Raw genomic sequence first — 22,449 nt, 5'->3', positions numbered from 1 at the left:
TGATCTGCCAAGCCTGCCCTGAAAAGCAGGCTTTTCACGTCTCAATCGACAAGCAAATGTGGATCGATACGCCCAAGAGCCCGCATGTACAGGTTCATGGTGGTCCCCTCACCCAATGCCGTGTGGACTTTTACCGTGCCACCCGCGCGCTGCGCGAATTCCATCACTTGGGATAATCCCAGCCCGGTGCCTTTGCCTGCGCACTTGGTGGTGAAAAAGGGCTCAAAAATCTGCGCGGCAAGGGCTTCGGGGATGCCCGGGCCGTCGTCGCTGACGCTGAGCAACAGGTAGTTGCCTGCGGCCAATGCTTCGTCCTGGGTCAGGTTGACCAGACGCGAGGTGATGTGGATACGGCCTTTGCCGCCCAGGGCATCCCGGGCGTTGGTCAGCAGGTTGATCACCGCTGCGCTCAACTGCGCTTCTTCGCACAATACGCCGGTGCCCGGCGGCGCCAATGCCATTGAGAACTCGACACCGTCCGAAGCGGTGCGCAACAGCACGTCGCGCATGCTCTCCAGACGCTCGTTCACGTCGATGCACATCAGGTTGGGGCTGTCGTGGCGCACGCTGGTCAGCAGGTGGTTGACCAGCAATCGGCCTTGATCCACGGCTTGCATGCCGGCATCGCTGAAGCGTTCGACATCCGCCGGCCTGCGTGCGCGCAGGCGAATCATTTGCAGGCTGGCACTCAGGGCCTGGAGCAAGTTGTTGAAGTCGTGGGCGATGCTGGCGGCTACCATGCCCAGGGACGAAACGCGCTTGGCATGATGAAGAAACTGTTCGGCCTGGCGGCCCAAGGCTTGCGCCTGGGCGAGCTCGTTCTCCAGGCTGCGCGCGCGTTGTTCGCGTTGTTCGCTGAGCAGGCGCAACTGCAGCAACGAGGCCGTTTGACGGGCCAGGGCCTGCAGCGCGCCGTGTTGCGCAATGGTCAGCGTGCGCGGTCGCGTGTCGATGACGCACACGGTGCCCAAGGCAAAACCTCGATCATCGCGAATCGGCGCACCTGCATAAAAGCGGATATACGGCGGGCCCAGCACCAGTGCGCTGTGCTCGAAACGCGGGTCGCACAGGGCGTCTTCAACCACCAGCACTTCATCGGGCGCGAGGATGGCATGGGCGCAGAACGCCAGGTCGCGATGGGTCTCGCGCACGTCAAGGCCAATGCAGGCCTTGAACCACTGACGCTCGTTGTCCACCAGCGACACCAGCGCAATCGGCACATCGCACAGGCCGGTCGCCAGCAGCACGATGTCGTCGAAACCTTGCTCAGGAACGCTGTCCAGAATGCCCAGGTGCTCCAGGGACCGGATGCGCTCATGCTCGTTGGCAGGAGGCGGGGCAGGAAGATGAGGCATCTGCATACGTCGCGATCAGTCCGTGAAAGAAAAGGATGCGCAGGGCATTGCGACCCGGCAAGGTAAACAAAGGAAATCTTGTGCCCGTCTGTCTCTTGGTAGCAGCAGCGAATATTCGCTGTTTTCCTGACGCCTCAGCGTACACCCGCAGGCATGCGCTGCGGTGGTTAGAGGCACCCCTACGGCAATCGTTCATTGGCTCCCCTCCGACACTGCGGTGGCGGTGTCAGTCAATCAGCAGGATCGCTATCTGAAGTAGCCGTCCAGCATGAGTTGCCGCTGACTTCTGCGCTGCTGTCGTAAGCCCATTCTGATTTTGCAAACCGTTCATCCAGCCCTATTTCGCCGGAGCAGAATCCGACGCCTTGACCCCTGCCGAGACGTCACGGATGACCCACGCTGCCCACATCGCTTTTATCGAGCATGAGCTCAATGACTTTCATCAGAGCCTGCTGATTTATCGCCAGCAGATGGGCGCCTGGTATTCGCGCGCGCTGGACTCAGTGAGCGATGGGCTGGATATGCCGTCGTTGCTCGGGATGGACCGGGTGCTTCGGGTGGGCGATGCCCAGCGCTCCGTGAGCATTGCCGATGCTGACTTTTCCACCGTGGCCCGCTGCCCGGCGGGTGGTGTGCTGAAGATTGAGAGCACGTTCGAGTCGGTCTATGACGTGCCGATTGGCGATATTACGGTTGAGGTGATCGGCCTGGATGACGGCAGTTCGACGCTGATTCAGCTGGATGAACACGGCAAGGGATCACACGTTTGCGGGGCCGGCGGGCGTTATCAGGTGCGGGTGCAGGGCGGAGTTTCGACGCAACAGGTGGACGCGTTGTTCGCCTCCTACACCGGGCTGACGACAGACCTGGAGCAATGGCTGCGCAAGCAGTGGGAAGGCTTCAAGCCGTATTGGCAGCAATCCACGGCCAGTGCGATTGGCAGCGGTGTGCTGACGGGCAGTTGGGCGGCGATCCGCGATGCGTGGGACAGCATCAAGCGGGTCCAGGCCATTCTTGAAGACCCGCTGAAGTACGTCGAGCAACTCGGTGCGCAAGCAACCAGCCTGGCGCAACTCGCCATCGATGCGCCCAAAGTCATGGAACAGGCAATGCTGCTGGCCAGTGATGAGGCGGCGCTGTTTCTGTTGGTGCGTACGGCGATGCTGTGGCTGGCCGCATTGCCGCCCGGACAGATGGCCGAAGTCGCGGCGGGGTTTGTGGTGTCGTTGCTGATCGATCTGGTGATCGGCGCTGTACTGACCATCGCATTGCCTGCGGCGGGTGTGGCGTATTTGAGTATGCGGCTGGTCAAGTACGGCGGGCAGATTCTCGACGCGGCAGTTGGCTTTGTTAAGAGCGTGCTGGCGATTCTGAGCACGTTCATGCAGGCGGTGGATCGTTACAAGGCGGTGGCAATTCGCGGTGTGGTTGGCGGGTTAAGGCAAGGCACGCTGCAGATGCGCTGGCGGGCGCGGCAGAACGCAGTGTTGAGGCAGAAAGAGGCCGTGGATGATGTGCCGGTTTCGGCGAAGAACCCGGCGGGGGATGCGGCTGCGTCTTCGGACAAGACCGTGACCCACGGTTGCCCGGTGTCGATGGTCACCGGCGAGGAATTGCTCACCCTCACCGACGGCACCTTGGACGGGATTCTGCCGTTTGAGTGGACGCGGGTGTATCGCACCAGTGCGGTGGAAATCGACGTTGGGCTGGGGTTTGGCTGGAGTCATGCCCTGGCGCAGCGGCTGGTGGTGTCCGGCGATTCGGTGGTGTGGACGGATCATGAGAATCGTTCGACCGAGTTTCCGCTGCCGACCGCTTCGCGACCGGCGATCACCAACAGCCTGGCCGAAGCAGCGATCTTCCTGGGCGATTTGCCGGATGAACTGGTGCTGGCCCAAGCGTCGCGGCTTTATCACTTTCGCGATGGCGTGCTGGTGTCGATCAGCGATGCGTATGACAACCGGCTGCGCATTTCCCGCGATGTGCTGGGGCGCATTGAACGGCTGGACAACGGCGCCGGGCGCTCGCTGTGGTTGCGTTATGCGCAGGGCCGGATTGGCGCGGTGGACTATCAGGTGCATCGCGCCATGGGGCGTGAGCCTTACGAGTGGGTGACTGAACAGACGAGTGTTTCCTACGCCTACGACGACACAGGCCGACTGGTGTCGGCGACCAATGCTGTAGGTGAATGCGAGGTTTATCGGTACGACGAGCAGCACGTGATTCTGGAACGTGGGCTGGCCGGTGGGGCGAGTTTCTTTTGGGCGTGGGAACGTTCCGGCAAGGCGGCGCGCTGTGTACGGCACTGGGCCAGTTTTGCGCAGATGGACACGCGCTATGTGTGGGGTGATGACGGACGCGTCACCGTGCATAACGCCGATGGCAGTCAGGAAGTGTATGTGCATGACCCGCGGGCGCGGCTGGTGCAGCGGGTTGATCCGGATGGCGCTCAACACTTCAAATCCTACGATGAAAAAGGCCGGCTGACGGTTGAGCAGGACCCGCTCGGCGCGGTGACGGCGTATCAGTATGACGATGCTGGGCGGTTGGTGGCGCTGTTTCCCGGGGACGATGAGCCGACGTCCTACGAGCATGACAACGGGTTCGTACGGGTGGTGCGCCGAGGCGAGGCGGTTTGGAAATACGAGCGTAATGAACAAGGCGACGTAACGCGTAAGACCGATCCTGACGGCCATGTAACCGACTACAGCTACAACAAACACGGGCAACTGATTGGCGTCTGGTATCCCGATCACAGTTGCCAACGGCTGGTATGGAATGAGCGCGGGCAACTGCTTGAGGAGCAGTTGCCCAATGGCGGGATCAAGCGCTACCGCTATGACGACCTGGGACGGGAGGTTGCCCGCGAGGATGAGCATGGGGCGCTGAGCCAATACCAATGGGACAGCGTCGGTCGATTGACTCGCCTGATATTGCCGGGCGGTGCATGCAGGGAATACAGCTACAACGCCTACGGAAAAATCACCGCCGAACGCGATGAACTGGGCCACGTCACTCGCTACGAGTATGCCGACGGGCTGCACCTGATCAGTCGACGGTTCAATGCCGATGGCTCGCAGGTCCAGTACCGCTACGACAATACTCGGTTGCTGCTGACCGAGATCGAAAACGAGGTGGGCGAGACCTACCGGCTCGCTTATCACCCCAACGGGTTGATCCAGCAGGAAATCGGCTTTGACGGCCAGCGTACCGCCTACGTTTATGACCTCAACGGCAATCTGCAGGAAAAGACTGAATACGGCGACGATGGCAGTCAGTTGGTTACCCGCTACGCGCGTGACCACGCCGGACGCCTTGTCAGAAAAACCCTGCCCGATGGCGCCCTTGTTGACTATGCCTACGACCGCCAGGGCAATCTCCTCCACGTCGAAGACGGCCACTGGGCGCTGGCCTACGAATACGATCGACAAAACCGTCTGACCGCCGAGCATCAAGGCTGGGGCACCTTGCGTTATGGCTATGACGCCTGCGGTCAACTGCAGCGCCTGCGCCTGCCGGATAACAACCGCGTCACGTTTAACCACGATAAAGGCGGCCACCTCGCGACGGTTCAGCTCAACGGTGAAGTGCTCACCTCGCATCTATTCAAAGCGGGCAGGGAGCAGCAACGACAGCAAGGCGAATTAATCAGCCATTACCATTACGACGACCAACACCGCCTGCACGCCCACGCCATCACGCAACAGGAAAACCGCCACTACCGCCGCCAATACGACTACGACAAATCCGGCAACCTCGCCCGCATTCTCGATACGCGCAAAGGCGAACACCACTACGCCTACGACCCGCTCCACCGCCTGACCCGCGCCGACCATTCGCAGGACCTGCAGGAACGCTTCGGCCACAACCCGGCCGGCAACCTGCTGATGCACGACCGCCCCGGCCCGGACATCGTCGCCGGCAATCGCCTGATGATCCAGGGCGACCGGCATTACGACCACGACGCCTTCGGCAACCTGATCCGCGAACGCCGTGGCAAAGCTCACGCATTGGTCACCGAATACCGCTACGACTGTCAGCATCGGCTGATCGCCGTCAAAAAACCCAACGGCCAAACCGCCCACTACCGCTACGACCCCTTTGGCCGCCGCATCAGCAAAACCGTCGATGACAAAACCACCGAGTTCTTCTGGCAAGGCGACAAACTGATCGCCGAACACCACGCCGACCGCCACCGCAGCTACCTCTACGAACCCGACAGCTTCCGGCCGTTGGCCCTGCTGGAAGGCTTCGGTCCCAACGCCACCAAACCCTACCACTACCAACTCGACCACCTCGGCACCCCACAGGAACTCACCGCCGCAGACGGCGAAATCGTCTGGTCCGCCCACTACCGCGCCTACGGCCAGATCAGCCGCCTCGACGTCGGAAAAGTCGACAACCCGCTGCGCTTTCAAGGCCAATACTTCGACGAAGAAAGCGGCCTGCACTACAACCGTCATCGCTACTACAATCCGGATGTTGGGCGCTATCTGACGCCGGACCCGGTGAAGCTGGCGGGTGGGATCAATGCGTACCAGTACGTAATAAATCCCACAGGATGGACAGATCCTCTTGGGCTAACCTCCTGCCCTGGCGGAGACGGCTGCAAGCCGAGCTATAGCGTCAAAACCCCGGAAAATACGGCTTCAGTCAATAAGGGCGATGTAGAGCTACCCAGAGGAGCAGACAGCAAACTCTCCAGAAATGGTGCATTCAAACGAGCAAAAGATATAGGAGGTGTCCCAAGAACCCAGCAGCCGGTGCTTGTTTATCGAGAGCCCATCAGAGATCAAAAACAGCACACCGAGGGCAGGGTATACGTATTTAAAATGCTTGAGCGCAGAGTAGAAATTCGTGAACATTCACTAGGCCATAAAAAAGGAAACCATGCTCCACATTTCAATACCCAGCCAAGCGTTAAGGGGAAAAAGATATCTTTAACGATTGGAACTGACACACACACTTACTTTAAGAGATAGATGATGGAGTCCGTATATATCAAGGAAACCGGCATTCACCCCTGGGATCAACTGCACCCAGATGCAGACCCTGAATTCACAACAATGACCTTGCTAAACCAAAATTTCTCAGATGTTTGGAACACGTGGTGTGATTTAAGTGTGCTGCTTACCCGAAAATGGCCCACGATTCTCCAGTGGAACACATCGATGACTCCCCTTAGCAGTAAAACTCAAGAATACTTGATGCTGAAGGAATTCAGCAAGCGTTCAGATCCTAATGACATTTTAAAGAAAAACCAGACCACCTCAATTTATTCCGAAATCGTGCATTTGAATTCCAATCCCACAAATATAGACCCTACAGGCCTGACGACATATCGAACGAGCATTATCATCATGCAAAATAAAAATCATGAACCTGAAAAAACCTGGAATAAACTAAGTCATTTAAAAAATATATCTACCACTGAAGACCTCAAACTAATCCTCACTAACAAAGACTCCATCTGCTTCAGATTTTATGACATGGAAACACACGGAGCAGCACAACTAATTTGCCATTCCAAAAATGCAAAATATGCCGACAACGCACTTAGCAATGTCAATATTACGAAAATAAACAAAACCGATATTTACGCCTACATCCACCGAAAATAGATAACTTCGTCAAAACCCAAAACAAGCGTTAACTGAGCGAACACTTACCAACGGAAAGCAATGTTAGAGAAGAATAAAAAAATAGTACTTACAGGCGAAGAAGCTCTTGACGCTTTGAAAGAGGTTGAATTTATATTGATATCCCTACATAAAATGGGCAGCTATTATGCTGAAAAGCCTGGCGCCCTGGAAGAATATCGCAAAGCGACCACTGACTTTATCGATGATTGCGCCGTTACCCAGCGATTATCAAAGGTACGCACGATAATTTCTCAACACTTTGATGACTCTCTCGGCGATGATGAACTGGATGATATAGAGAGACACTTTTCCGACCTGAAATTCTGGAACCCCGATCAACCCTTGAATGGAAAAACACCTGAAACAAAAGCACTTGAAGTTTCGAAAGGAACCATTCAACAAGTCACGTGCAAGCGTAACGAATTACTGGTGGTTTTTACCAACCAGCAAGATGAACTTCTACTAATTACCTTTCACAACCCCATAGCATTCAAAAGCAATAGTGCGATTGGAGTTGAAACAGATGGCCTTTTTAAAGAAGAACACCCTACCCTTTCGCAAGACGCAAAATGCATTACCCCTCTGCAAAATACGGAAAGTTACTGCTTCAAGGCAGCCATCAGCAAAGAGATTATTTTTACAGTGACCTCAGACGGATACAGCGTTGAAAAGATATGACTAAAACTCAACAAACTCTCCAGACCAAAAATCCAAATTTGAGCGACCACCCAACGCTATGAAACACTGATTAATAGTCCTAATGGGCAAACCGCTAACTACCGTTATGACCCGTTTGGAACGCTCGCAAAAAAAATGAGCTATTTCGATGACGAGCTAGTTACGGAGCTGAGCTCCCAGAAAATCAACTTTGATACTCTACCCACAAATGACCACGATTCCTTTGTTAGAAAAATTAATGAAAGCATAGCTTTTCAGGAAGCAATTGCCTGGAACAGGCTGTACAAAAGCATTAAGCTCGCGGACAACCTCCCGGACTTGGCAACCTCACGACGGCTCAGAAAAATCATAAAAGTCGCCGACGATGAGATAATTATTGTGGGTGATGCGGTTTTTGACGAGGCATATTGCGTAATCTCTAACAACTAGAAGAAGCACCCAGAATCCTCCCTCAAATTAGATCCCGAGCCGAATCCGAAGCACAATCAGCTCACCAAATGAGCCGAATAACTTTTTTATTCGGCTCACGCACCCCAGGCATTCCACCATGGCTCATCCGCACTGAATCTGGCCGCACTTCCGCTGGCAACCCGGTCGCCCCGCGGCGTTGCTGCGCGAGTGTGGACAAGCCCGAGGCAAGCCGTTGAGCATGCTCGGCGATTGAGGGTGAGCAGTCGAATGTCGGCTCGGTGCGCTCGTCACTGGCACGGCGACAGACGGTCAGGTAAGCCGCCACCGCACGCGTTATCAGGTCAATACAGCAGACGAGTGATGCCCCGCTCATTTGCCCACAATCCCCATGTCTGCTAGTGTCGCGCCGGTTTACCGTCTACCGGAATAGCCGCCATGGCCCGCAAAAAAGTTGCACTCGATTTCGAACAATCCCTCGCCGACCTGCAAACCCTGGTCGAGCGTCTGGAGAACGGCGAGTTGTCGCTGGAAGACTCGTTGACGGCGTTTGAGCAAGGCATCGGCCTGACCCGTGACTGCCAGAGCGCGTTGGCGCAGGCGGAGCAGAAGGTGCAGGTGCTGCTGGAACGTGACGGGGAGCTGGCCGAAGAACCTTTCGATGCGGAACAGCCCGAATGATCGATGCGTACCAGGCCAGTAGCCAAGCCCGGGTCAATGCGGCGCTTGCGCCCTTGTTTGTTGCGCCGGGCCCTGAACTCAACCGCCTTTATGACGCCATGCGCTACAGCGTGATGAATGGCGGCAAGCGTGTGCGCCCGTTGCTGGCCTATGCCGCGTGCGAGGCATTGGGCGCGCCGGCCGAGCAGGCCAATGGCGCGGCCTGTGCAGTGGAGCTGATTCACGCCTACTCCCTGGTGCATGACGATTTACCGGCCATGGACGATGACGATCTGCGGCGCGGCCAGCCGACCACCCACAAAGCCTTTGATGAAGCGTATGCGATCCTCGCCGGTGATGGCTTGCAGAGCCTGGCGTTCAGCGCATTGCTGGACCCGGCGCTGAGCCGCGTCGATGCCGAAACACGCCTGCGCATGGTCACCGCCCTGGCCCTGGCAGCAGGCCCGGCCGGGATGGTCGGCGGGCAGGCCATCGACATGGGTTCGGTCAGTCTCAAGCTGGACCAGGCTGCCCTGGAACACATGCATCGCCACAAGACCGGCGCGCTGATCGAGGCTGCGGTGCACCTGGGTGCCCTGGCCAGCGGTCGCGCCGAGCCCGCAAAGTTGGCGGCGCTGCAGACCTACTCGCGGGCCATCGGCCTGGCCTTTCAGGTGCAGGACGACATTCTCGACGTGGAAAGTGATACCGCCACCCTCGGCAAACGCCAGGGCGCCGATATCGCACGGGACAAACCGACTTATCCTGCACTGCTCGGGCTCGATGCGGCCAAGGCGTACGCCCTGGAACTGCGCGATCAGGCCCTGGATGCCCTGCGACCGTTCGACGCGGCGGCCGCGCCACTGCGCGAGCTGGCGCGGTATATCGTCGAACGTCGCCACTGATCAACGGCGGCCATTTGCGCCGCCTATCGCTCAACTTCGGCGCTCCGCGTGGGCAGTTTGCGATGCTTGAGGTAAACTGCCGCCTCTTCTATACCTATAACGATTCGCCTGATGCCCACGACGTTTCAAGAGATTCCCCGCATACGCCCGTCCACGCCGCTGCTCGACCGTGCTGCCACGCCGGACGGCCTGCGTCGACTGGCTGAAGCCGAGCTGGAAACCCTGGCCGATGAACTGCGCCTGGAATTGCTCTACACGGTCGGCCAGACCGGTGGGCATTTCGGTGCCGGCCTGGGCGTCATCGAGCTGACTATCGCGCTGCACTACGTCTTCGACACCCCGGATGACCGGCTGGTGTGGGACGTGGGCCATCAGGCGTACCCGCATAAAATCCTTACCGGCCGTCGCGAGCGCATGAACAGCCTGCGCCAGAAGGACGGCATCGCCGCCTTCCCGCGCCGCGCCGAGAGTGAGTACGACACCTTTGGCGTCGGCCACTCCAGCACCTCCATCAGCGCCGCGCTGGGCATGGCGATTGCCGCCCGTCTGCAAGGCAGCGATCGCAAGGCGATTGCGGTGATCGGTGACGGCGCGCTGACCGCCGGCATGGCGTTCGAAGCGCTCAACCATGCGCCGGAAGTGGACGCCAACATGCTGGTGATCCTCAACGACAACGACATGTCGATCTCGCGCAATGTCGGCGGCCTGTCCAATTACCTGGCAAAAATCCTCTCCAGCCGCACGTACGCCAGCATGCGTGAAGGCAGCAAGAAGGTGCTCTCGCGTCTGCCCGGCGCGTGGGAAATTGCCCGGCGCACCGAAGAATACGCCAAGGGCATGCTGGTGCCCGGCACACTGTTCGAAGAGTTGGGCTGGAACTACATCGGCCCCATCGACGGCCATGACCTGCCCACCCTGATTGCCACGCTGCGCAACATGCGCGACCTCAAGGGCCCGCAGTTCCTGCATATCGTCACCAAGAAGGGCAAAGGCTTCGCGCCGGCGGAGGTCGACCCGATCGGCTACCACGCGATCACCAAACTCGACCCCCTGGACGCCCCCGCCGCCGCGCCGAAAAAAGCCAGCGGTCCCAAATATTCCGGAGTGTTCGGCGAATGGCTGTGCGACATGGCCGCCGCCGACCCACGGTTGGTGGGGGTTACCCCGGCGATGAAGGAAGGCTCCGACCTGGTGGCGTTCAGCGAGCGTTTCCCGCTGCGTTACTTCGACGTGGCGATTGCCGAGCAACACGCGGTGACCTTCGCCGCCGGCATGGCCTGTGAAGGTGCCAAGCCAGTGGTGGCGATCTACTCCACATTCCTGCAGCGCGGTTATGACCAGCTGGTTCACGACGTGGCGGTGCAGAACCTCGACGTACTGTTTGCCATCGACCGTGCGGGCCTGGTGGGCGAAGACGGCCCGACCCACGCCGGCAGTTTCGACCTGTCGTACCTGCGCTGCATCCCCGGCATGCTGGTGATGACGCCAAGCGACGAGAACGAACTGCGCAAGATGCTCAGCACCGGCCACCTGTACAACGGCCCCGCCGCCGTGCGCTACCCGCGCGGTACCGGCCCGAACGCAGTGATCGAAAAAGACCTCGAACCCATCGAGATCGGCAAGGGCATCGTGCGTCGCCAGGGCAGCAAGGTCGCCTTCCTGGTGTTCGGCGTGCAATTGGCCGAGGCGCTCAAAGTCGCCGAGAAGATCGACGCAACGGTGGTCGACATGCGTTTCGTCAAACCCCTGGATGAAGCCCTGGTGCGCGAGATCGCCGGCAGCCATGAGCTGCTGGTCACGCTCGAAGAGAACGCCATCATGGGCGGCGCCGGTGCGGCGGTCAGTGAGTGCCTGGCGCGGGAGAATATCCTCAAGTCGGTGCTGCACCTGGGCTTGCCGGACGTGTACGTCGAACATGCCAAACCTGCACAGATGCTCGCCGAATGCGGGCTGGACGAGGCCGGTATCGAAGCCTCGGTGCGCCAGCGCATGGCGTTGCTGGGCCTGTAGAAACAGGAACCAATAGGTGGGAGGGGGCTTGCTCCCGATTGCAGTGGGTCAGCGACATTCGAGTTGACTGACCCACCGCAATCGGGAGCAAACCCCCTCCCACATTGGTTTTGGGTTAACTTTCAATGCTATGGACAGCCATGAAACCTCTTCACCTTGCCCTCCTGCTTCTGCCCGCCTCGGACCTGCTCGCCGCCAGCCGTGACGATGCCCTCAATCTCCCCGACGTGGTGATCAGCGCCAACCGCCAGGTCCAGGCCCGCAATGACAGCAGCGCCGCCAACACGGTGTTCACCCGCGACGACATCGTCCGCCTGCAACCCACCAGCCTCACCGACCTGCTCAGCCGCGTCCCAGGCGTGCAAATCGCGCGCACCGGAGGGCGTGGCAGTTTGCCGGGGGTCTACATCCGTGGCACGACATCCGCACAAAGCCTGGTGCTGGTGGACGGTCAGCGCATTGCCAATGCCACGTCCGGCGACAGCGGCCTGCAATACCTGAATGTCGACCAGATTGAGCGGGTGGAAGTGCTGCGCGGCTCACGCTCGGTGATCTACGGCAGTGATGCGATTGGCGGGGTGATCCAGGTGTTCACTCGGCGTAACGCCGAGCAGGGCCTGCAACCGCGCCTGAAGCTGGGTTTTGGCAGCAACCAGAGCTGGGAGCGCAGCGTCGGTCTGTCTGGTGGCGACGAACACACGCGCTTCAACCTCGGCGCGAGCCTGGATGAAACGGCTGGCATCAACTCAAGCCATGAGTCATTTGCCAGCGACGGCGACCGCGACGCCTACCGCAACCAGTCCATCAGCCTGAACCTCAGCCATTCGTTCAGCGATGAATGGGAAGCGGGTTTCAATCTGTTGGATAACCGTGGCAAGTCGGAATACGACAACAGCTTCGGCCGCTACGACCTTGCCACCGGGCAAAGCGTCGGACAAAAGCCCTACACCGACTACACCGTGAGCAGCGCCAGCGGCTACGTGGATGCGAGGCTCAGCGAGGGCTGGCAATCGCGCCTGGAACTGGGCCACAGCGAAAACCGTGACACCAAGCGCGACACCCTCAGCGATGATTTCAGCGTATTCAACACCTACCGCGACTCGCTCAACTGGCAGAATGACCTGACGCTCAATGACCGCAACAGCCTGATCCTCGGCGGCGACTGGTACGAGGACCGCTTCCACGGCTCCACCACCTTCAGCGAAAACAGCCGCTGGAACCGCGCAGTCTTTGTGCAGCATCGCTTTCACGGCGAGTGGTTCTCCACCGAGCTGGGCCTGCGCCGCGATCAGAACCAGCAGTTCGGCAGCCAGAACAGCTGGAGCGGCACCCTGAGCGTACCGATCAACCCCAACAACGACGTGCTCTTGAGCTACAGCGAAGGCTTTCGCGCGCCGACCTTCAACGACCTCTATTACCCGGATACGCAGTACAGCAACCCCAACCTGCGGCCCGAAACCTCAAAGAGCTACGAGCTGCAATGGCGCAGCCAACTGTCTGACCACGCCCGCCTGGAAGCGTCGCTGTACCGCACGAACTTGAGCGACGCGATCATTCTGGACAGCACCAGCAAACCGCAGAACGTCGCCTCGGCGCGCATCAATGGCTTTGAAGCGGCGCTCAAGCAGGAGCTGTTCGGTTGGCAGGGCAATGTGGGCGTTTCATTCATCGACCCGCGTGATCGCGATACCGGCCACACCCTGGCCCGTCGCGCGCGCCGCACGTTAAGCCTGGATCTGGACCGGCAATTTGACGCGTTGGGCGTGGGCGCAAGCTGGCAGGCAATCAGCAACAGCTACAACGCTCAAGACAATCAGGACCGCCTGGGCGGTTACGCGCTGCTCGGGTTGCGCAGCAGATGGGCGGTCACGCGCGAAGTCAGCGTTTCGCTCAACGTCGACAACCTGCTCGACCGCCAATACGCCCGCGCCCGCTACAGCTACAACGCAGCGGACTTTTCCAATAACCAGAACTACCGCGAAGAAGGCCGCACCTGGATGCTGGGCCTGACCTGGACACCTCGGTTGTAGCGACCCGGCAACCTCTAGCGGACAGACGCCTTGCCGGCATCCAGATAACCTTCCTTGATTGCCCGTTCACAGCCTATGAACCCGTACGCGCCAACACGGCCCGCGTCGGTAATGCCGACGTAAAAGTCCTGTTTCTTGCCTTTGTTTTCCAACTGGTAGTCAAGGCACTCCAAAACACCGTTGCGCGCCGCGATAACACGCCGGGGCTGCTGGATCGCAAGCATGTCCTGCTTCGTGGCGCCACCTGCGTAGATTCTGGTGGGAATAGCGTGGTCGTTGAAATTCATGATCGTAGAGATACCTTCCAACGTGCTGCACCCGGTCAGCAAAATGGCGGCGCAACTACCAATGATCAAACGTCGCATGGTCACCTCCTGTTATTGAACGATCGCTATGCAGTACGCATCGCGCGCAGCAGCGTAGCGTCACATCGCCGAAATCACCCGACCGACAAGTCTCAATAACAGGTAGGAAAACGTTTACCGTGCGTGCCTACTCACGTTGCGGCGCAATCAACTGGCAGAGTTTGGCCACCGCGTCGACCATCTGGCCGCTGGGCCGCTCCAGGCCTTTATCGGGCACCTGCAGCAAGCGCCCTTGCGCTACCGCGGCGATCTGCGGCCAGACCTTCCAGGCTTCCAGTTGAAGCTGATCCCCCGCCACGATCACCTCAGGGTTGCGCTGCAGTACCGACTCGACGCTGACCTGCGGTGCCGGCAGCGTAAGGTCGTCGAACACGTTGCGCGCCCCGCACACCGCCAGGGCATCACTGATGATCTGCCCACCGCCCACGGTATACAGCGGCTGATTCCATACCTGATAAAACACCCGCAGCGGTTCGGCGCGCTGGTAGCGCTGGCGCAATTCAAGCAGGCGCTGGCGCAGCCGGGTGGCGAGCTGGCGACCTGCGTCGGCACGACCCACCTGCTCGGCAATGGTCTGCACTTGGCTGGCCAGTTGCTCAAGGCTGTGGGGTTCAGCGACGTACACGGGGATCTTCAGGCGTTGCAGTTGCTCACGCTGGCCCGGGCCGACGCTGCCGAGCCACAGCAGGATCAGGTCGGGTTGCAGGCTCAGCAGGCGCTCCATGTCCAACTGCCCGTAACGCCCGACCGAGGGCACGTTCGCCAGCGCCGCCGGGCGCTCGCCGCCATCGAGCACGCCCACCAATACATCGGCGGCGCCCAGTTCCAGCATGATTTCAGAGAGTGACGGCGCCAGGCTGACGACGCGCTCGGCGGCCAATGCCTGGGCACTGAATGCCAACAGCAGCGCCAGCCAGTAGCGTTTCATCCCAACTGACGCGGAATGCGGTAGAGATAAAACAACACCGTCGTCGACAGCGCCAGCAGGAACAACGGCACCGCCTCCAGACCGACGAACACCGCCAGCGCGCCGATCCAGGCAGGCAGCGCCGCCACCAGCAAGGCCGTGCGTCGACGGGCCGCGAGGGTAATCCAGGCGGCGGGTTCTTCGGCGGTGTCGAGGGCTTTGGAGGTGACGATCAGCGCCTGTTTATAGCCATGAAAATAGCGCAGGCTGAGAAACATCGAGGCCACGCCGGCAATGAACAACGGCATGGCCAGCATGGGCAGCAGGGATTGGGCGCGGCCGAACACCAGGTTGATCACGAACAACGGCAGCAAGGCCAGGGCCAGGTACTGCCACCAGTTGATGGACAGTCGCCGTTTCACCTGGCCGCGAGTCACGCGCGGTCGACCTCGCCCTGGTGCTCGTTGCCCATCATGTGGTCAAGCTTGCTGGCCTTGGTCGCCAGGTAAAGCTTGTTGTGCGGGTTGTGCCCGGTGTGCAGCGGCACACGCTCGGCAACGGTGATGCCCATCTCGGTCAGGGCCTTGACCTTGCGCGGGTTGTTGGTCATCAGGCGCAGGGATTTCACCCCCAGGTGCTCCAGCATCGGCAGGCAGATCCCATAATCGCGCTGATCGGCGGCAAAACCCAGGCGTTCGTTGGCTTCAACGGTGTCGGCGCCGCCGTCCTGCAACTCATAGGCGCGGATCTTGTTCATCAGGCCGATGCCCCGGCCTTCCTGGCGCAGGTACAGCAACACGCCACGGCCTTCGCGGGCGATAGCCTGCAACGCCGCTTCCAGTTGCGAACCGCAGTCGCAGCGCTGGCTGAACAAGGCGTCGCCGGTGAGGCACTCGGAGTGCACACGGCCCAGCACCGGCTCGCCATCAGCGATATCGCCCAGGCTCAGCACAACGTGCTCGCGCCCGGTGGCTTCTTCGAGAAAGCCGTTCATGGTGAACGTGGCAAAAGGGGTAGGCAGCTTGGAAGCGGCGACGAAAACGACGGGCACCGTGTGCTCCTGATTTCAGATTTCACAGAGGCGGGCATTGTACAGCAGGTTCCGGCAGACGCTTAAGTTGAATGCGCGCTGATCAAGATCAATCGGTTCGATTGGCCTTCGCCACGGTTCTATGCACGTCAGAACGGATACGGCAGCTTCCAGCGCTGAAAGATCGGCTTCAGCTCGCCGCTTTTAACCAGCGCGGCCATGCGCTGGTTATATACCGCCATCAATGCTCGCCCGCGCTCGTTGTCGGCAAAGCCCACGTAGAGCGGCAGTTCGATGATGGGGGTGAGCCTGAATTTTCCGGGATCGTCGGCCTGGCTGAGAACGTATCGGGCTTCGGTGAGCGAATCGATATAGAAGTCGGCGCGACCGTGCTCCAGCATCGGCAGGATCCCGTCGCGCCGCTGAATCTGGTTGAAGCGGTGGACGTTGGGCAGGTAATCCTCGTATTTATAGCCACGCACCCAGGCCAGACGGTAATTGCCCACCGTCGCCGGGGTCGGCGCCGGTGTAGTGGAAAGCCCCAGGGCGTAGACGTGATCGGCGTCGAAGGGCAAATCCGGGTACAACACGCCTTCGGTTTCGTCATGGTAGGAACCGACCCAGCCGTCCACTTCTCCGCGCCGGGTCAGGCCGACCGAACGGGTGTACGGCACACTGCGGGTTTGCAGGGCGATGCCGGCGGGCTCGAACACCTGGCGCAATACGTCCCAACCCAGGCCGCTACCGTCGCGGTTGGTGTAATTGTCCCACTCCTCACTGGCCAGCGTGATTTTTCCCGGCACCGGCGATTCGTGCGCGTGCACCAGGGGCGCCACGACGCAAAGGAGGATCAGCAGCCAGCGGCGCACATCCATGGTGACGGTCTTCCATAGGTATTAATGGATTAAAGGGTAGCGCAGGTCGCCGGACTACGGCGCTTCATGAAAATGCTGATAGCCACGAACCCGCGGGGTAACGTCGTGCCCATCGGCATCCAGCAGCGTCACGCCCTGCCCCGCCGCGACCCGACCGATCACATGGATCGGCCAGCCGGCGGCCAGCAACGGCGTCAGCTCGGCCGCCGGTAACGTAAACGCCAGCACGTAATCATCACCACCACTCAACGCGGCCACACGGGCCTCGTCATCGCCGACAAACGCCAGCAAGGCTGCAGACAACGGCAGCGCCTGACGCTCGATCAACAGGCTGACCGCCGACGCCCTGGCGATATGCCCGCAGTCGGCCAACAGCCCGTCGGAGATATCCATCGCCGAGGTCGCCTTGCCGCGTAGCGCCATACCCAGGGCTAGCTGCGGTTGCGGCGACCAGTAATGGGCCAGCAGCGGATCGGCAATGGCGGCATCCGCCGTGCGCTGGCCCAGCACCAACGGCAAAGCGCCGGCGGCATTGCCCAGCTCGCCGCCCACGCAGAGCAGATCATCCGGCTGCGCGCCGCTGCGGGTTAATGCCTGACCGGCCGGCACACGGCCAAACACAGTCAGGGTCAGGCTCAGCGGGCCGCGCGTGGTGTCGCCGCCGACCAACCCAACGCCGCAGTGTTGCGCCATGGCGTTCAAACCCTGGGCATAGCGTTGCAACCAATCGGCATCAACGGTCGGGGTGGTCAGGGCAAGGGTGAATGCAAGGGGGCTGGCGCCCATGGCGGCCAGGTCGCTCACCGCCACGGCCAACGAGCGCTGGCCGAGCAGGAACGGGTCACAGGGGTCGGCAAAATGCACGCCGGCCACCAGGGTATCGGTGGAGACCGCCAGTTGCTCACCGGCAGGCAGCGCCAGCAAGGCGCAGTCGTCGCCGATCCCCAGGGCAATGCCTTCGCCGCCCTGCGCACAGGGCGCGGCGGCGAAGTAATTGCGGATCAGCTCGAACTCGCCCATGCCGGACTCAAGCGCAGATCAGCGCTTGTACGCCTTGACTTCGGCTTCACGCAGGCGCGGGGCCAGCTTGTCGAGCACGCCGTTGACGAACTTGTGGCCGTCGGTGGAACCGTAGACTTTCGCCAGTTCGATCCCTTCGTTGATCACCACGCGGTACGGCACGTCGACGCGCTTGAGCAGTTCCCAGGCGGACAGGCGCACGACGCACAGTTCAACCGGGTCGAGTTCTTCGATGGTCAGGTCCAGGCACGGAGCCAGGGCCGCGTCGATCTCGCTCAGGTTGGCGTGCACACCGTGCAGGATGTCGTGGAAGTACGGCAGGTCAGCGAAGGTGAAGTCGTTGTCGACGCGAAACTGCGCTTCGATCTCGGTCAACGAGGTGCCCGCCATCTGACGCTGGTACAGCGCCTGGGTGGCCAGTTGACGCGCAGCGCGACGCTTTTCGTTTTTCGAAGGCTTGCCGGCGTCCGCAGGGCGCGGGTCGCGTGGGTTGAAGTTGTCGCCGTCGTCGGAAATCACTTGGCCTCCAACTGCGACAGCAGGCTGACCATTTCCAGGGCGGACAAGGCAGCTTCTGCGCCCTTGTTGCCGGCTTTGGTGCCGGAACGTTCGATGGCCTGCTCGATGGAATCCACGGTCAGCACGCCGAACGCGACTGGCACGCCGAACTCCATGGACACCTGGGCCAGGCCCTTGGTGCATTCACCGGCAACGTATTCGAAGTGCGGGGTGCCGCCACGAATCACAGCGCCCAGGGCGATGATCGCCGCGTATTCACCTTGCTGAGCAACTTTTTGCGCAACCAGTGGAATTTCGAAGGCGCCAGGGGCACGGATCAGGGTGATATCGCTTTCGCTCACACCGTGGCGAACCAGGGCGTCCACGGCACCGCTTACCAGGCTTTCAACCACGAAGCTGTTGAAGCGGCCAACCACCAGGGCGTAGCGGCCTTTGGGGGCGATGAAGGTACCTTCGATGGTCTTCAGGGTCATTCGACAAATCTCTTAAAGAGCAGGGACGCGAAAAATGCGTCCCTCAGTGATGTGTTAACCGCGAACAAGGGGCAAAAATCGCCAGGCTTTATTCGGAGGGCACGTATTCTACAACTTCCAGGTCGAATCCGGATATCGCATTAAATTTCATCGGTGCGCTCATCAGGCGCATTTTGCGCACGCCCAGGTCGCGCAGAATCTGCGAACCGGCACCGACGATGCTGTAGGTGGTCGGCGTCTTGATCTTCGAGTGTTCGGCGGTTTCGCGGATATGCGCGAGCAGAACATCGCCATCCACCGGGTTGCCGAGCAACAGCACGACACCGCTACCGGCCTCGGACACCGCAGCCATGGCGGCGCGCAGGCTCCAGCGACCCGGTTGCTTGACCATCAGCAGGTCGCGCAGCGGGTCCATGTTGTGCACCCGCACCAGGGTCGGTTCGTCGGCGCTGATGCTGCCCAGGGTGAGGGCCATGTGCACGTCGCCTTCCACCGAGTCACGGTAGGTCACCAGATTGAACTGGCCCAGTTCGCTGTCCAGCGGCTGCTCGGCAATCCGCTGAACGGTACGTTCGTGGATCATGCGGTAGTGGATCAGGTCGGCGATGGTGCCGATCTTGAGGTTGTGCTCTGCCGCAAAGGTCTCGAGTTCACTGCGACGGGCCATGGTGCCGTCGTCGTTCATCACTTCGCAGATCACACCGCTGGGCTCGAACCCGGCCATGCGCGCCAGGTCGCAGGCCGCTTCGGTGTGGCCAGCGCGTGCCAGGGTGCCGCCCGGCTGGGCCATCAGCGGGAAGATATGGCCGGGGCTGACGATGTCTTCGGCCCTGGCATCGCGTGCGGCGGCCGCTTGCACGGTGCGCGCGCGGTCGGCAGCGGAGATCCCGGTGGTAACGCCGGTGGAGGCCTCGATGGACACGGTGAACTTGGTGCCGAACCCCGAGCCGTTGCGCGGCGCCATCAACGGCAGCTTGAGCAGTTCGCAGCGCTCGCGGCTCATGGGCATGCAGATCAGCCCGCGGGCATGCTTGGCCATGAAGTTGATGTGTTCAGCCTTGCAGGCCTCGGCGGCCATGATGATGTCGCCTTCGTTCTCGCGGTCTTCGTCATCCATCAGGATGACCATCTTGCCTTGGCGGATGTCTTCAACCAGTTCTTCGATGCTGTTGAGCGCCACGCGGCACCCCCTTGGTCAGGATTTGAGGTAGCCGTTGGCGGCCAAAAAACTTTCGGTGATGTTACTGCCGGTGGGCTCTGCGGCCTTATCGCCCATCAACAGGCGCTCCAGGTAACGGGCCAGCAAGTCCACTTCCAGGTTCACCCGGCGGCCCGGCTGGTAGGACGCCATGATGGTTTCGCTGAGGGTGTGGGGAATGATGGTCAGCTCGAACTCGGCGCCATTCACGGCGTTAACGGTCAGGCTGGTGCCGTCCACGGTGATCGAACCTTTGTGGGCGATGTACTTGGCCAGCTCTTTGGGCGCGCGGATGCGAAACTCCACGGCCCGCGCGTTTTCGCTGCGCGCGACCACTTCGCCGACGCCGTCGACGTGGCCGCTGACCAGGTGGCCACCCAGACGCGTGGTCGGCGTGAGGGCTTTTTCCAGGTTCACCGGACTGCCGGCCTTGAGGTCGCTCATCGCGGTGCAGTCCAGGGTTTCGCGGCTCACATCGGCGGCAAAGCCATTGCCCGGCAGTTCAACGACGGTGAGGCATACGCCGCTCACCGCAATGCTGTCGCCCAGTTTGACGTCGCCCAGGTCGAGCTTGCCGGTTTCAACCAGCAAGCGGATATCGCCGCCTTTGGGGGTCATTGCGCGGATGCTGCCGATGGATTCGATGATGCCGGTGAACATGTCGTTCTCCTGAAAACGGGGGACGGGCGCCTGAGCCCGGTCAGAATTATACGCTCGCTGCTGGCACAGGGATGGCAGTGACTCGCCAGTCGTCGCCCACAGCGCGCATGTCAGTGATCTTGAGTTGGGGGGCGTCGGCCAGTTGCTCAAGCGGCCAGTCCAGCAACGGCCGGGCGGCGGAGCCGAGAAACTTGCCGGCGACGAAAATCACGTATTCGTCCACCAGGCCCTGCCGGGCAAATGCACCGGCCAGGCTTGGCCCGGCTTCCACCAGCACCTCGTTGACGCCACGGGCTGCCAGGGCCACCAGCGCCGAGCGCAGGTCGACCTGCCCCTCCACGCCCGGCACCACCAGGCATTCGGGGCCACGGGGGAACTGGTTTTGCGCGGTGACGCAGGTAATCACCAGCGCCGGGCCGGCCTTGAAGAACGGCGAATTGAGCGGCACGCGCAGACGGCCGTCGATCAGCACGCGCAACGGCGGGCGCGACATGGCCAGGGCGGTGGTTTCGGGATCGAGGCCGAGTTCGGCGGCGCGCACGGTCAGGCGCGCACCGTCGGCCAGCACCGTGTCGGCGCCGGTCAGCACCACACTGGCCTGGGCGCGTAGGCGCTGCACGGCGGCGCGGGCGGCGGGGCCGGTGATCCATTGGCTTTCACCGCTGGCCATCGCGGTGCGCCCGTCCAGGCTCATCGCCAGCTTCACCCGCACGAACGGCAGGCCATGTTCCATGCGCTTGAGAAAGCCGGGGTTAAGCGCCCGCGCTTCGGCTTCCAGCACACCGCTGCGCACCTCGATACCGGCCTGCGCCAGGCGCTGCATGCCGCGCCCGGCCACTTCCGGATTGGGGTCCTGCATGCCGGCCACAACCCGCGCGACGCCGGCCGTCACCAGCGCATCGGCGCAGGGCGGCGTGCGGCCGTGGTGGCTGCAGGGTTCGAGAGTGACGTACACCGTGGCGCCGCGCGCCTTGCTACCTGCGGCGCGCAGGGCGTTGGGTTCGGCATGGGGTTCGCCGGTGCGCTCATGCCAGCCTTCGCCGACAATCTGCCCGTCACGCACGATCACGCAACCCACGCGGGGGTTGGGATGGGTGGTGTACAGGCCCTTGCGCGCAAGTTCCAGGGCGCGGGCCATGTAATGAGCGTCGAGCACAGCCTGTTCATTGCTCATTGTTTGGACGGCTCACGCGCCAGGCGGTCGATCTCTTCGCGGAACTCGTTGAGGTCCTGGAAGCGTCGATACACGGAGGCGAAACGGATATAGGCGACTTCGTCGAGCTTTTGCAGCTCGCCCATCACCAGTTCGCCCACCACCAGGCTCTTGACCTCGCGCTCGCCGGTCGCACGCAGCTTGTGCTTGATGTGCACCAGCGCCGCTTCCAGGCGCTCGACACTCACCGGGCGTTTTTCCAGGGCGCGCTGCATACCGGCGCGCAGTTTGTCTTCGTCGAAAGGCTGGCGGCTGCCGTCGGACTTGATCAGACGGGGCAATACCAGTTCGGCGGTTTCAAAGGTGGTGAAACGTTCACCGCAGCCAGACGCCAGGCATTCGCGCCGGCGACGCACTTGATCGCCCTCGGCGACCAGACGCGAATCAATGACTTTGGTGTCGTTGGCACCGCAGAAGGGACAGTGCATGGTTGGCAGGCAACAAAAAATGGGAGGGCCATGGTAGCGCATCCCCGTGGCAAGACAAGCCATAGCCTTTACG

General features: G+C 60.9%; 20 protein-coding genes and 1 pseudogene. 8 read left to right on the top strand and 13 right to left on the bottom strand.

Features of this window, described 5'->3' with window-relative positions; genetic code table 11:
• Positions 1–41: 41 nt before the first annotated feature.
• Positions 42–1,355: a sensor histidine kinase gene (locus ACXX81_RS01245; protein WP_209985286.1), complete on the bottom strand. Its 1,314-nt coding sequence runs from the start codon at positions 1,353–1,355 to the stop codon at positions 42–44.
• Positions 1,356–1,744: 389 nt separating this feature from the next.
• On the opposite strand from ACXX81_RS01245, the gene ACXX81_RS01240 reads away from it, so the two are divergent.
• The 8 genes and pseudogenes from ACXX81_RS01240 to ACXX81_RS01205 all read left to right on the top strand — a co-directional run bounded on the left by ACXX81_RS01240 (position 1,745) and on the right by ACXX81_RS01205 (position 13,688).
• Complete coding sequence (locus ACXX81_RS01240; RefSeq protein WP_458571090.1) at positions 1,745–6,337, top strand: RHS repeat-associated core domain-containing protein; 4,593 nt, start codon at positions 1,745–1,747, stop codon at positions 6,335–6,337.
• Positions 6,338–6,976 carry a hypothetical protein gene (locus ACXX81_RS01235; protein WP_458571089.1) on the top strand — a complete coding sequence of 213 codons (639 nt, stop codon included), beginning with the start codon at positions 6,338–6,340 and terminating at the stop codon, positions 6,974–6,976.
• Between the two features lie 60 nt (positions 6,977–7,036).
• The gene (locus tag ACXX81_RS01230) at positions 7,037–7,675 is read left to right on the top strand and encodes a hypothetical protein (protein ID WP_458571088.1); all 639 of its coding nucleotides are present in this window, start codon (positions 7,037–7,039) and stop codon (positions 7,673–7,675) included.
• 565 nt (positions 7,676–8,240) lie between these two features.
• Positions 8,241–8,388: pseudogene (locus tag ACXX81_RS01225) on the top strand (DUF4172 domain-containing protein); the annotation flags it as partial.
• 133 nt (positions 8,389–8,521) lie between these two features.
• Complete coding sequence (locus tag ACXX81_RS01220; RefSeq protein WP_003176346.1) at positions 8,522–8,764, top strand: exodeoxyribonuclease VII small subunit; 243 nt, start codon at positions 8,522–8,524, stop codon at positions 8,762–8,764.
• Complete coding sequence (locus tag ACXX81_RS01215; RefSeq protein ID WP_209985305.1) at positions 8,761–9,648, top strand: polyprenyl synthetase family protein; 888 nt, start codon at positions 8,761–8,763, stop codon at positions 9,646–9,648. The genes ACXX81_RS01220 and ACXX81_RS01215 overlap by 4 nt, the downstream gene beginning before the upstream one ends.
• Positions 9,649–9,759: 111 nt before the next feature.
• Positions 9,760–11,658: a 1-deoxy-D-xylulose-5-phosphate synthase gene (dxs, locus tag ACXX81_RS01210; protein WP_231423535.1), complete on the top strand. Its 1,899-nt coding sequence runs from the start codon at positions 9,760–9,762 to the stop codon at positions 11,656–11,658.
• A 140-nt stretch (positions 11,659–11,798) separates the two neighbouring features.
• Positions 11,799–13,688 (top strand): TonB-dependent receptor domain-containing protein, encoded by a 1,890-nt coding sequence (locus ACXX81_RS01205; RefSeq protein WP_458571087.1) that lies wholly within the window; start codon positions 11,799–11,801, stop codon positions 13,686–13,688.
• Between the two features lie 14 nt (positions 13,689–13,702).
• Here the strand turns inward: ACXX81_RS01205 and ACXX81_RS01200 are convergent, their stop codons facing one another.
• From ACXX81_RS01200 to nrdR, 12 genes are all read right to left on the bottom strand, one after another.
• Positions 13,703–14,053, bottom strand: a complete 351-nt coding sequence (locus ACXX81_RS01200) for a hypothetical protein (protein WP_231423537.1) — start codon at positions 14,051–14,053, stop codon at positions 13,703–13,705.
• Positions 14,054–14,180: 127 nt separating this feature from the next.
• Complete coding sequence (locus tag ACXX81_RS01195; protein WP_458571086.1) at positions 14,181–14,981, bottom strand: cobalamin-binding protein; 801 nt, start codon at positions 14,979–14,981, stop codon at positions 14,181–14,183.
• The gene (locus ACXX81_RS01190; protein WP_209985320.1) at positions 14,978–15,397 is read right to left on the bottom strand and encodes an MFS transporter; all 420 of its coding nucleotides are present in this window, start codon (positions 15,395–15,397) and stop codon (positions 14,978–14,980) included. Before ACXX81_RS01190 ends, ACXX81_RS01195 begins: the two co-directional genes overlap by 4 nt.
• Positions 15,394–16,011: a GTP cyclohydrolase II gene (gene ribA / locus ACXX81_RS01185; RefSeq protein ID WP_003232505.1), complete on the bottom strand. Its 618-nt coding sequence runs from the start codon at positions 16,009–16,011 to the stop codon at positions 15,394–15,396. The genes ACXX81_RS01190 and ribA overlap by 4 nt, the downstream gene beginning before the upstream one ends.
• 128 nt (positions 16,012–16,139) lie before the next feature.
• Positions 16,140–16,865: a substrate-binding periplasmic protein gene (locus tag ACXX81_RS01180; protein WP_209985323.1), complete on the bottom strand. Its 726-nt coding sequence runs from the start codon at positions 16,863–16,865 to the stop codon at positions 16,140–16,142.
• A 54-nt stretch (positions 16,866–16,919) separates the two neighbouring features.
• Positions 16,920–17,885, bottom strand: coding sequence for a thiamine-phosphate kinase (gene thiL, locus ACXX81_RS01175; protein ID WP_231423538.1), 966 nt, complete (start codon positions 17,883–17,885; stop codon positions 16,920–16,922).
• Between the two features lie 18 nt (positions 17,886–17,903).
• On the bottom strand, positions 17,904–18,404 hold the full coding sequence (gene nusB / locus ACXX81_RS01170; RefSeq protein WP_458571085.1) for a transcription antitermination factor NusB: 501 nt from the start codon (positions 18,402–18,404) through the stop codon (positions 17,904–17,906).
• The gene (gene ribH / locus ACXX81_RS01165; protein WP_003194576.1) at positions 18,401–18,877 is read right to left on the bottom strand and encodes a 6,7-dimethyl-8-ribityllumazine synthase; all 477 of its coding nucleotides are present in this window, start codon (positions 18,875–18,877) and stop codon (positions 18,401–18,403) included. The genes nusB and ribH overlap by 4 nt, the downstream gene beginning before the upstream one ends.
• An 88-nt stretch (positions 18,878–18,965) precedes the next feature.
• Positions 18,966–20,057, bottom strand: coding sequence for a bifunctional 3,4-dihydroxy-2-butanone-4-phosphate synthase/GTP cyclohydrolase II (gene ribBA, locus ACXX81_RS01160; RefSeq protein ID WP_209985329.1), 1,092 nt, complete (start codon positions 20,055–20,057; stop codon positions 18,966–18,968).
• A 15-nt stretch (positions 20,058–20,072) separates the two neighbouring features.
• Positions 20,073–20,735, bottom strand: coding sequence for a riboflavin synthase (locus ACXX81_RS01155; protein WP_209985332.1), 663 nt, complete (start codon positions 20,733–20,735; stop codon positions 20,073–20,075).
• 46 nt (positions 20,736–20,781) lie between these two features.
• Complete coding sequence (gene ribD / locus ACXX81_RS01150) at positions 20,782–21,909, bottom strand: bifunctional diaminohydroxyphosphoribosylaminopyrimidine deaminase/5-amino-6-(5-phosphoribosylamino)uracil reductase RibD (protein WP_458571084.1); 1,128 nt, start codon at positions 21,907–21,909, stop codon at positions 20,782–20,784.
• Entirely contained in the window at positions 21,906–22,376 is a 471-nt protein-coding gene (gene nrdR, locus ACXX81_RS01145) for a transcriptional regulator NrdR (protein WP_003232491.1), read from the bottom strand. Before nrdR ends, ribD begins: the two co-directional genes overlap by 4 nt.
• Between the last annotated feature and the right edge of the window lie 73 nt (positions 22,377–22,449).

It is taken from the genome of Pseudomonas sp. GNP013, from assembly GCF_054343995.1.
The sequence above is the reverse complement of the archived record's forward strand: the minus strand, read 5'-3'. Positions and strand labels throughout refer to the sequence as shown.

Excerpts from the sequence above, each read along its gene's own strand:
- ACXX81_RS01220 (WP_003176346.1), top strand. The coding sequence starts at position 8,522 with ATGGCCCGCAAAAAAGTTGCACTCGATTTCGAACAATCCCTCGCCGAC.
- ACXX81_RS01235 (WP_458571089.1), top strand. The coding sequence starts at position 6,338 with ATGATGGAGTCCGTATATATCAAGGAAACCGGCATTCACCCCTGGGAT.
- ACXX81_RS01180 (WP_209985323.1), bottom strand. The coding sequence starts at position 16,865 with ATGGATGTGCGCCGCTGGCTGCTGATCCTCCTTTGCGTCGTGGCGCCC.
- dxs (WP_231423535.1), top strand. The coding sequence starts at position 9,760 with ATGCCCACGACGTTTCAAGAGATTCCCCGCATACGCCCGTCCACGCCG.
- ribD (WP_458571084.1), bottom strand. The coding sequence starts at position 21,909 with ATGAGCAATGAACAGGCTGTGCTCGACGCTCATTACATGGCCCGCGCC.
- nrdR (WP_003232491.1), bottom strand. The coding sequence starts at position 22,376 with ATGCACTGTCCCTTCTGCGGTGCCAACGACACCAAAGTCATTGATTCG.
- thiL (WP_231423538.1), bottom strand. The coding sequence starts at position 17,885 with ATGGGCGAGTTCGAGCTGATCCGCAATTACTTCGCCGCCGCGCCCTGT.
- ribH (WP_003194576.1), bottom strand. The coding sequence starts at position 18,877 with ATGACCCTGAAGACCATCGAAGGTACCTTCATCGCCCCCAAAGGCCGC.
- ACXX81_RS01215 (WP_209985305.1), top strand. The coding sequence starts at position 8,761 with ATGATCGATGCGTACCAGGCCAGTAGCCAAGCCCGGGTCAATGCGGCG.
- ACXX81_RS01155 (WP_209985332.1), bottom strand. The coding sequence starts at position 20,735 with ATGTTCACCGGCATCATCGAATCCATCGGCAGCATCCGCGCAATGACC.
- ACXX81_RS01230 (WP_458571088.1), top strand. The coding sequence starts at position 7,037 with ATGTTAGAGAAGAATAAAAAAATAGTACTTACAGGCGAAGAAGCTCTT.
- ACXX81_RS01205 (WP_458571087.1), top strand. The coding sequence starts at position 11,799 with ATGAAACCTCTTCACCTTGCCCTCCTGCTTCTGCCCGCCTCGGACCTG.
- ACXX81_RS01245 (WP_209985286.1), bottom strand. The coding sequence starts at position 1,355 with ATGCCTCATCTTCCTGCCCCGCCTCCTGCCAACGAGCATGAGCGCATC.
- ACXX81_RS01240 (WP_458571090.1), top strand. The coding sequence starts at position 1,745 with ATGACCCACGCTGCCCACATCGCTTTTATCGAGCATGAGCTCAATGAC.
- ACXX81_RS01200 (WP_231423537.1), bottom strand. The coding sequence starts at position 14,053 with ATGCGACGTTTGATCATTGGTAGTTGCGCCGCCATTTTGCTGACCGGG.
- ACXX81_RS01195 (WP_458571086.1), bottom strand. The coding sequence starts at position 14,981 with ATGAAACGCTACTGGCTGGCGCTGCTGTTGGCATTCAGTGCCCAGGCA.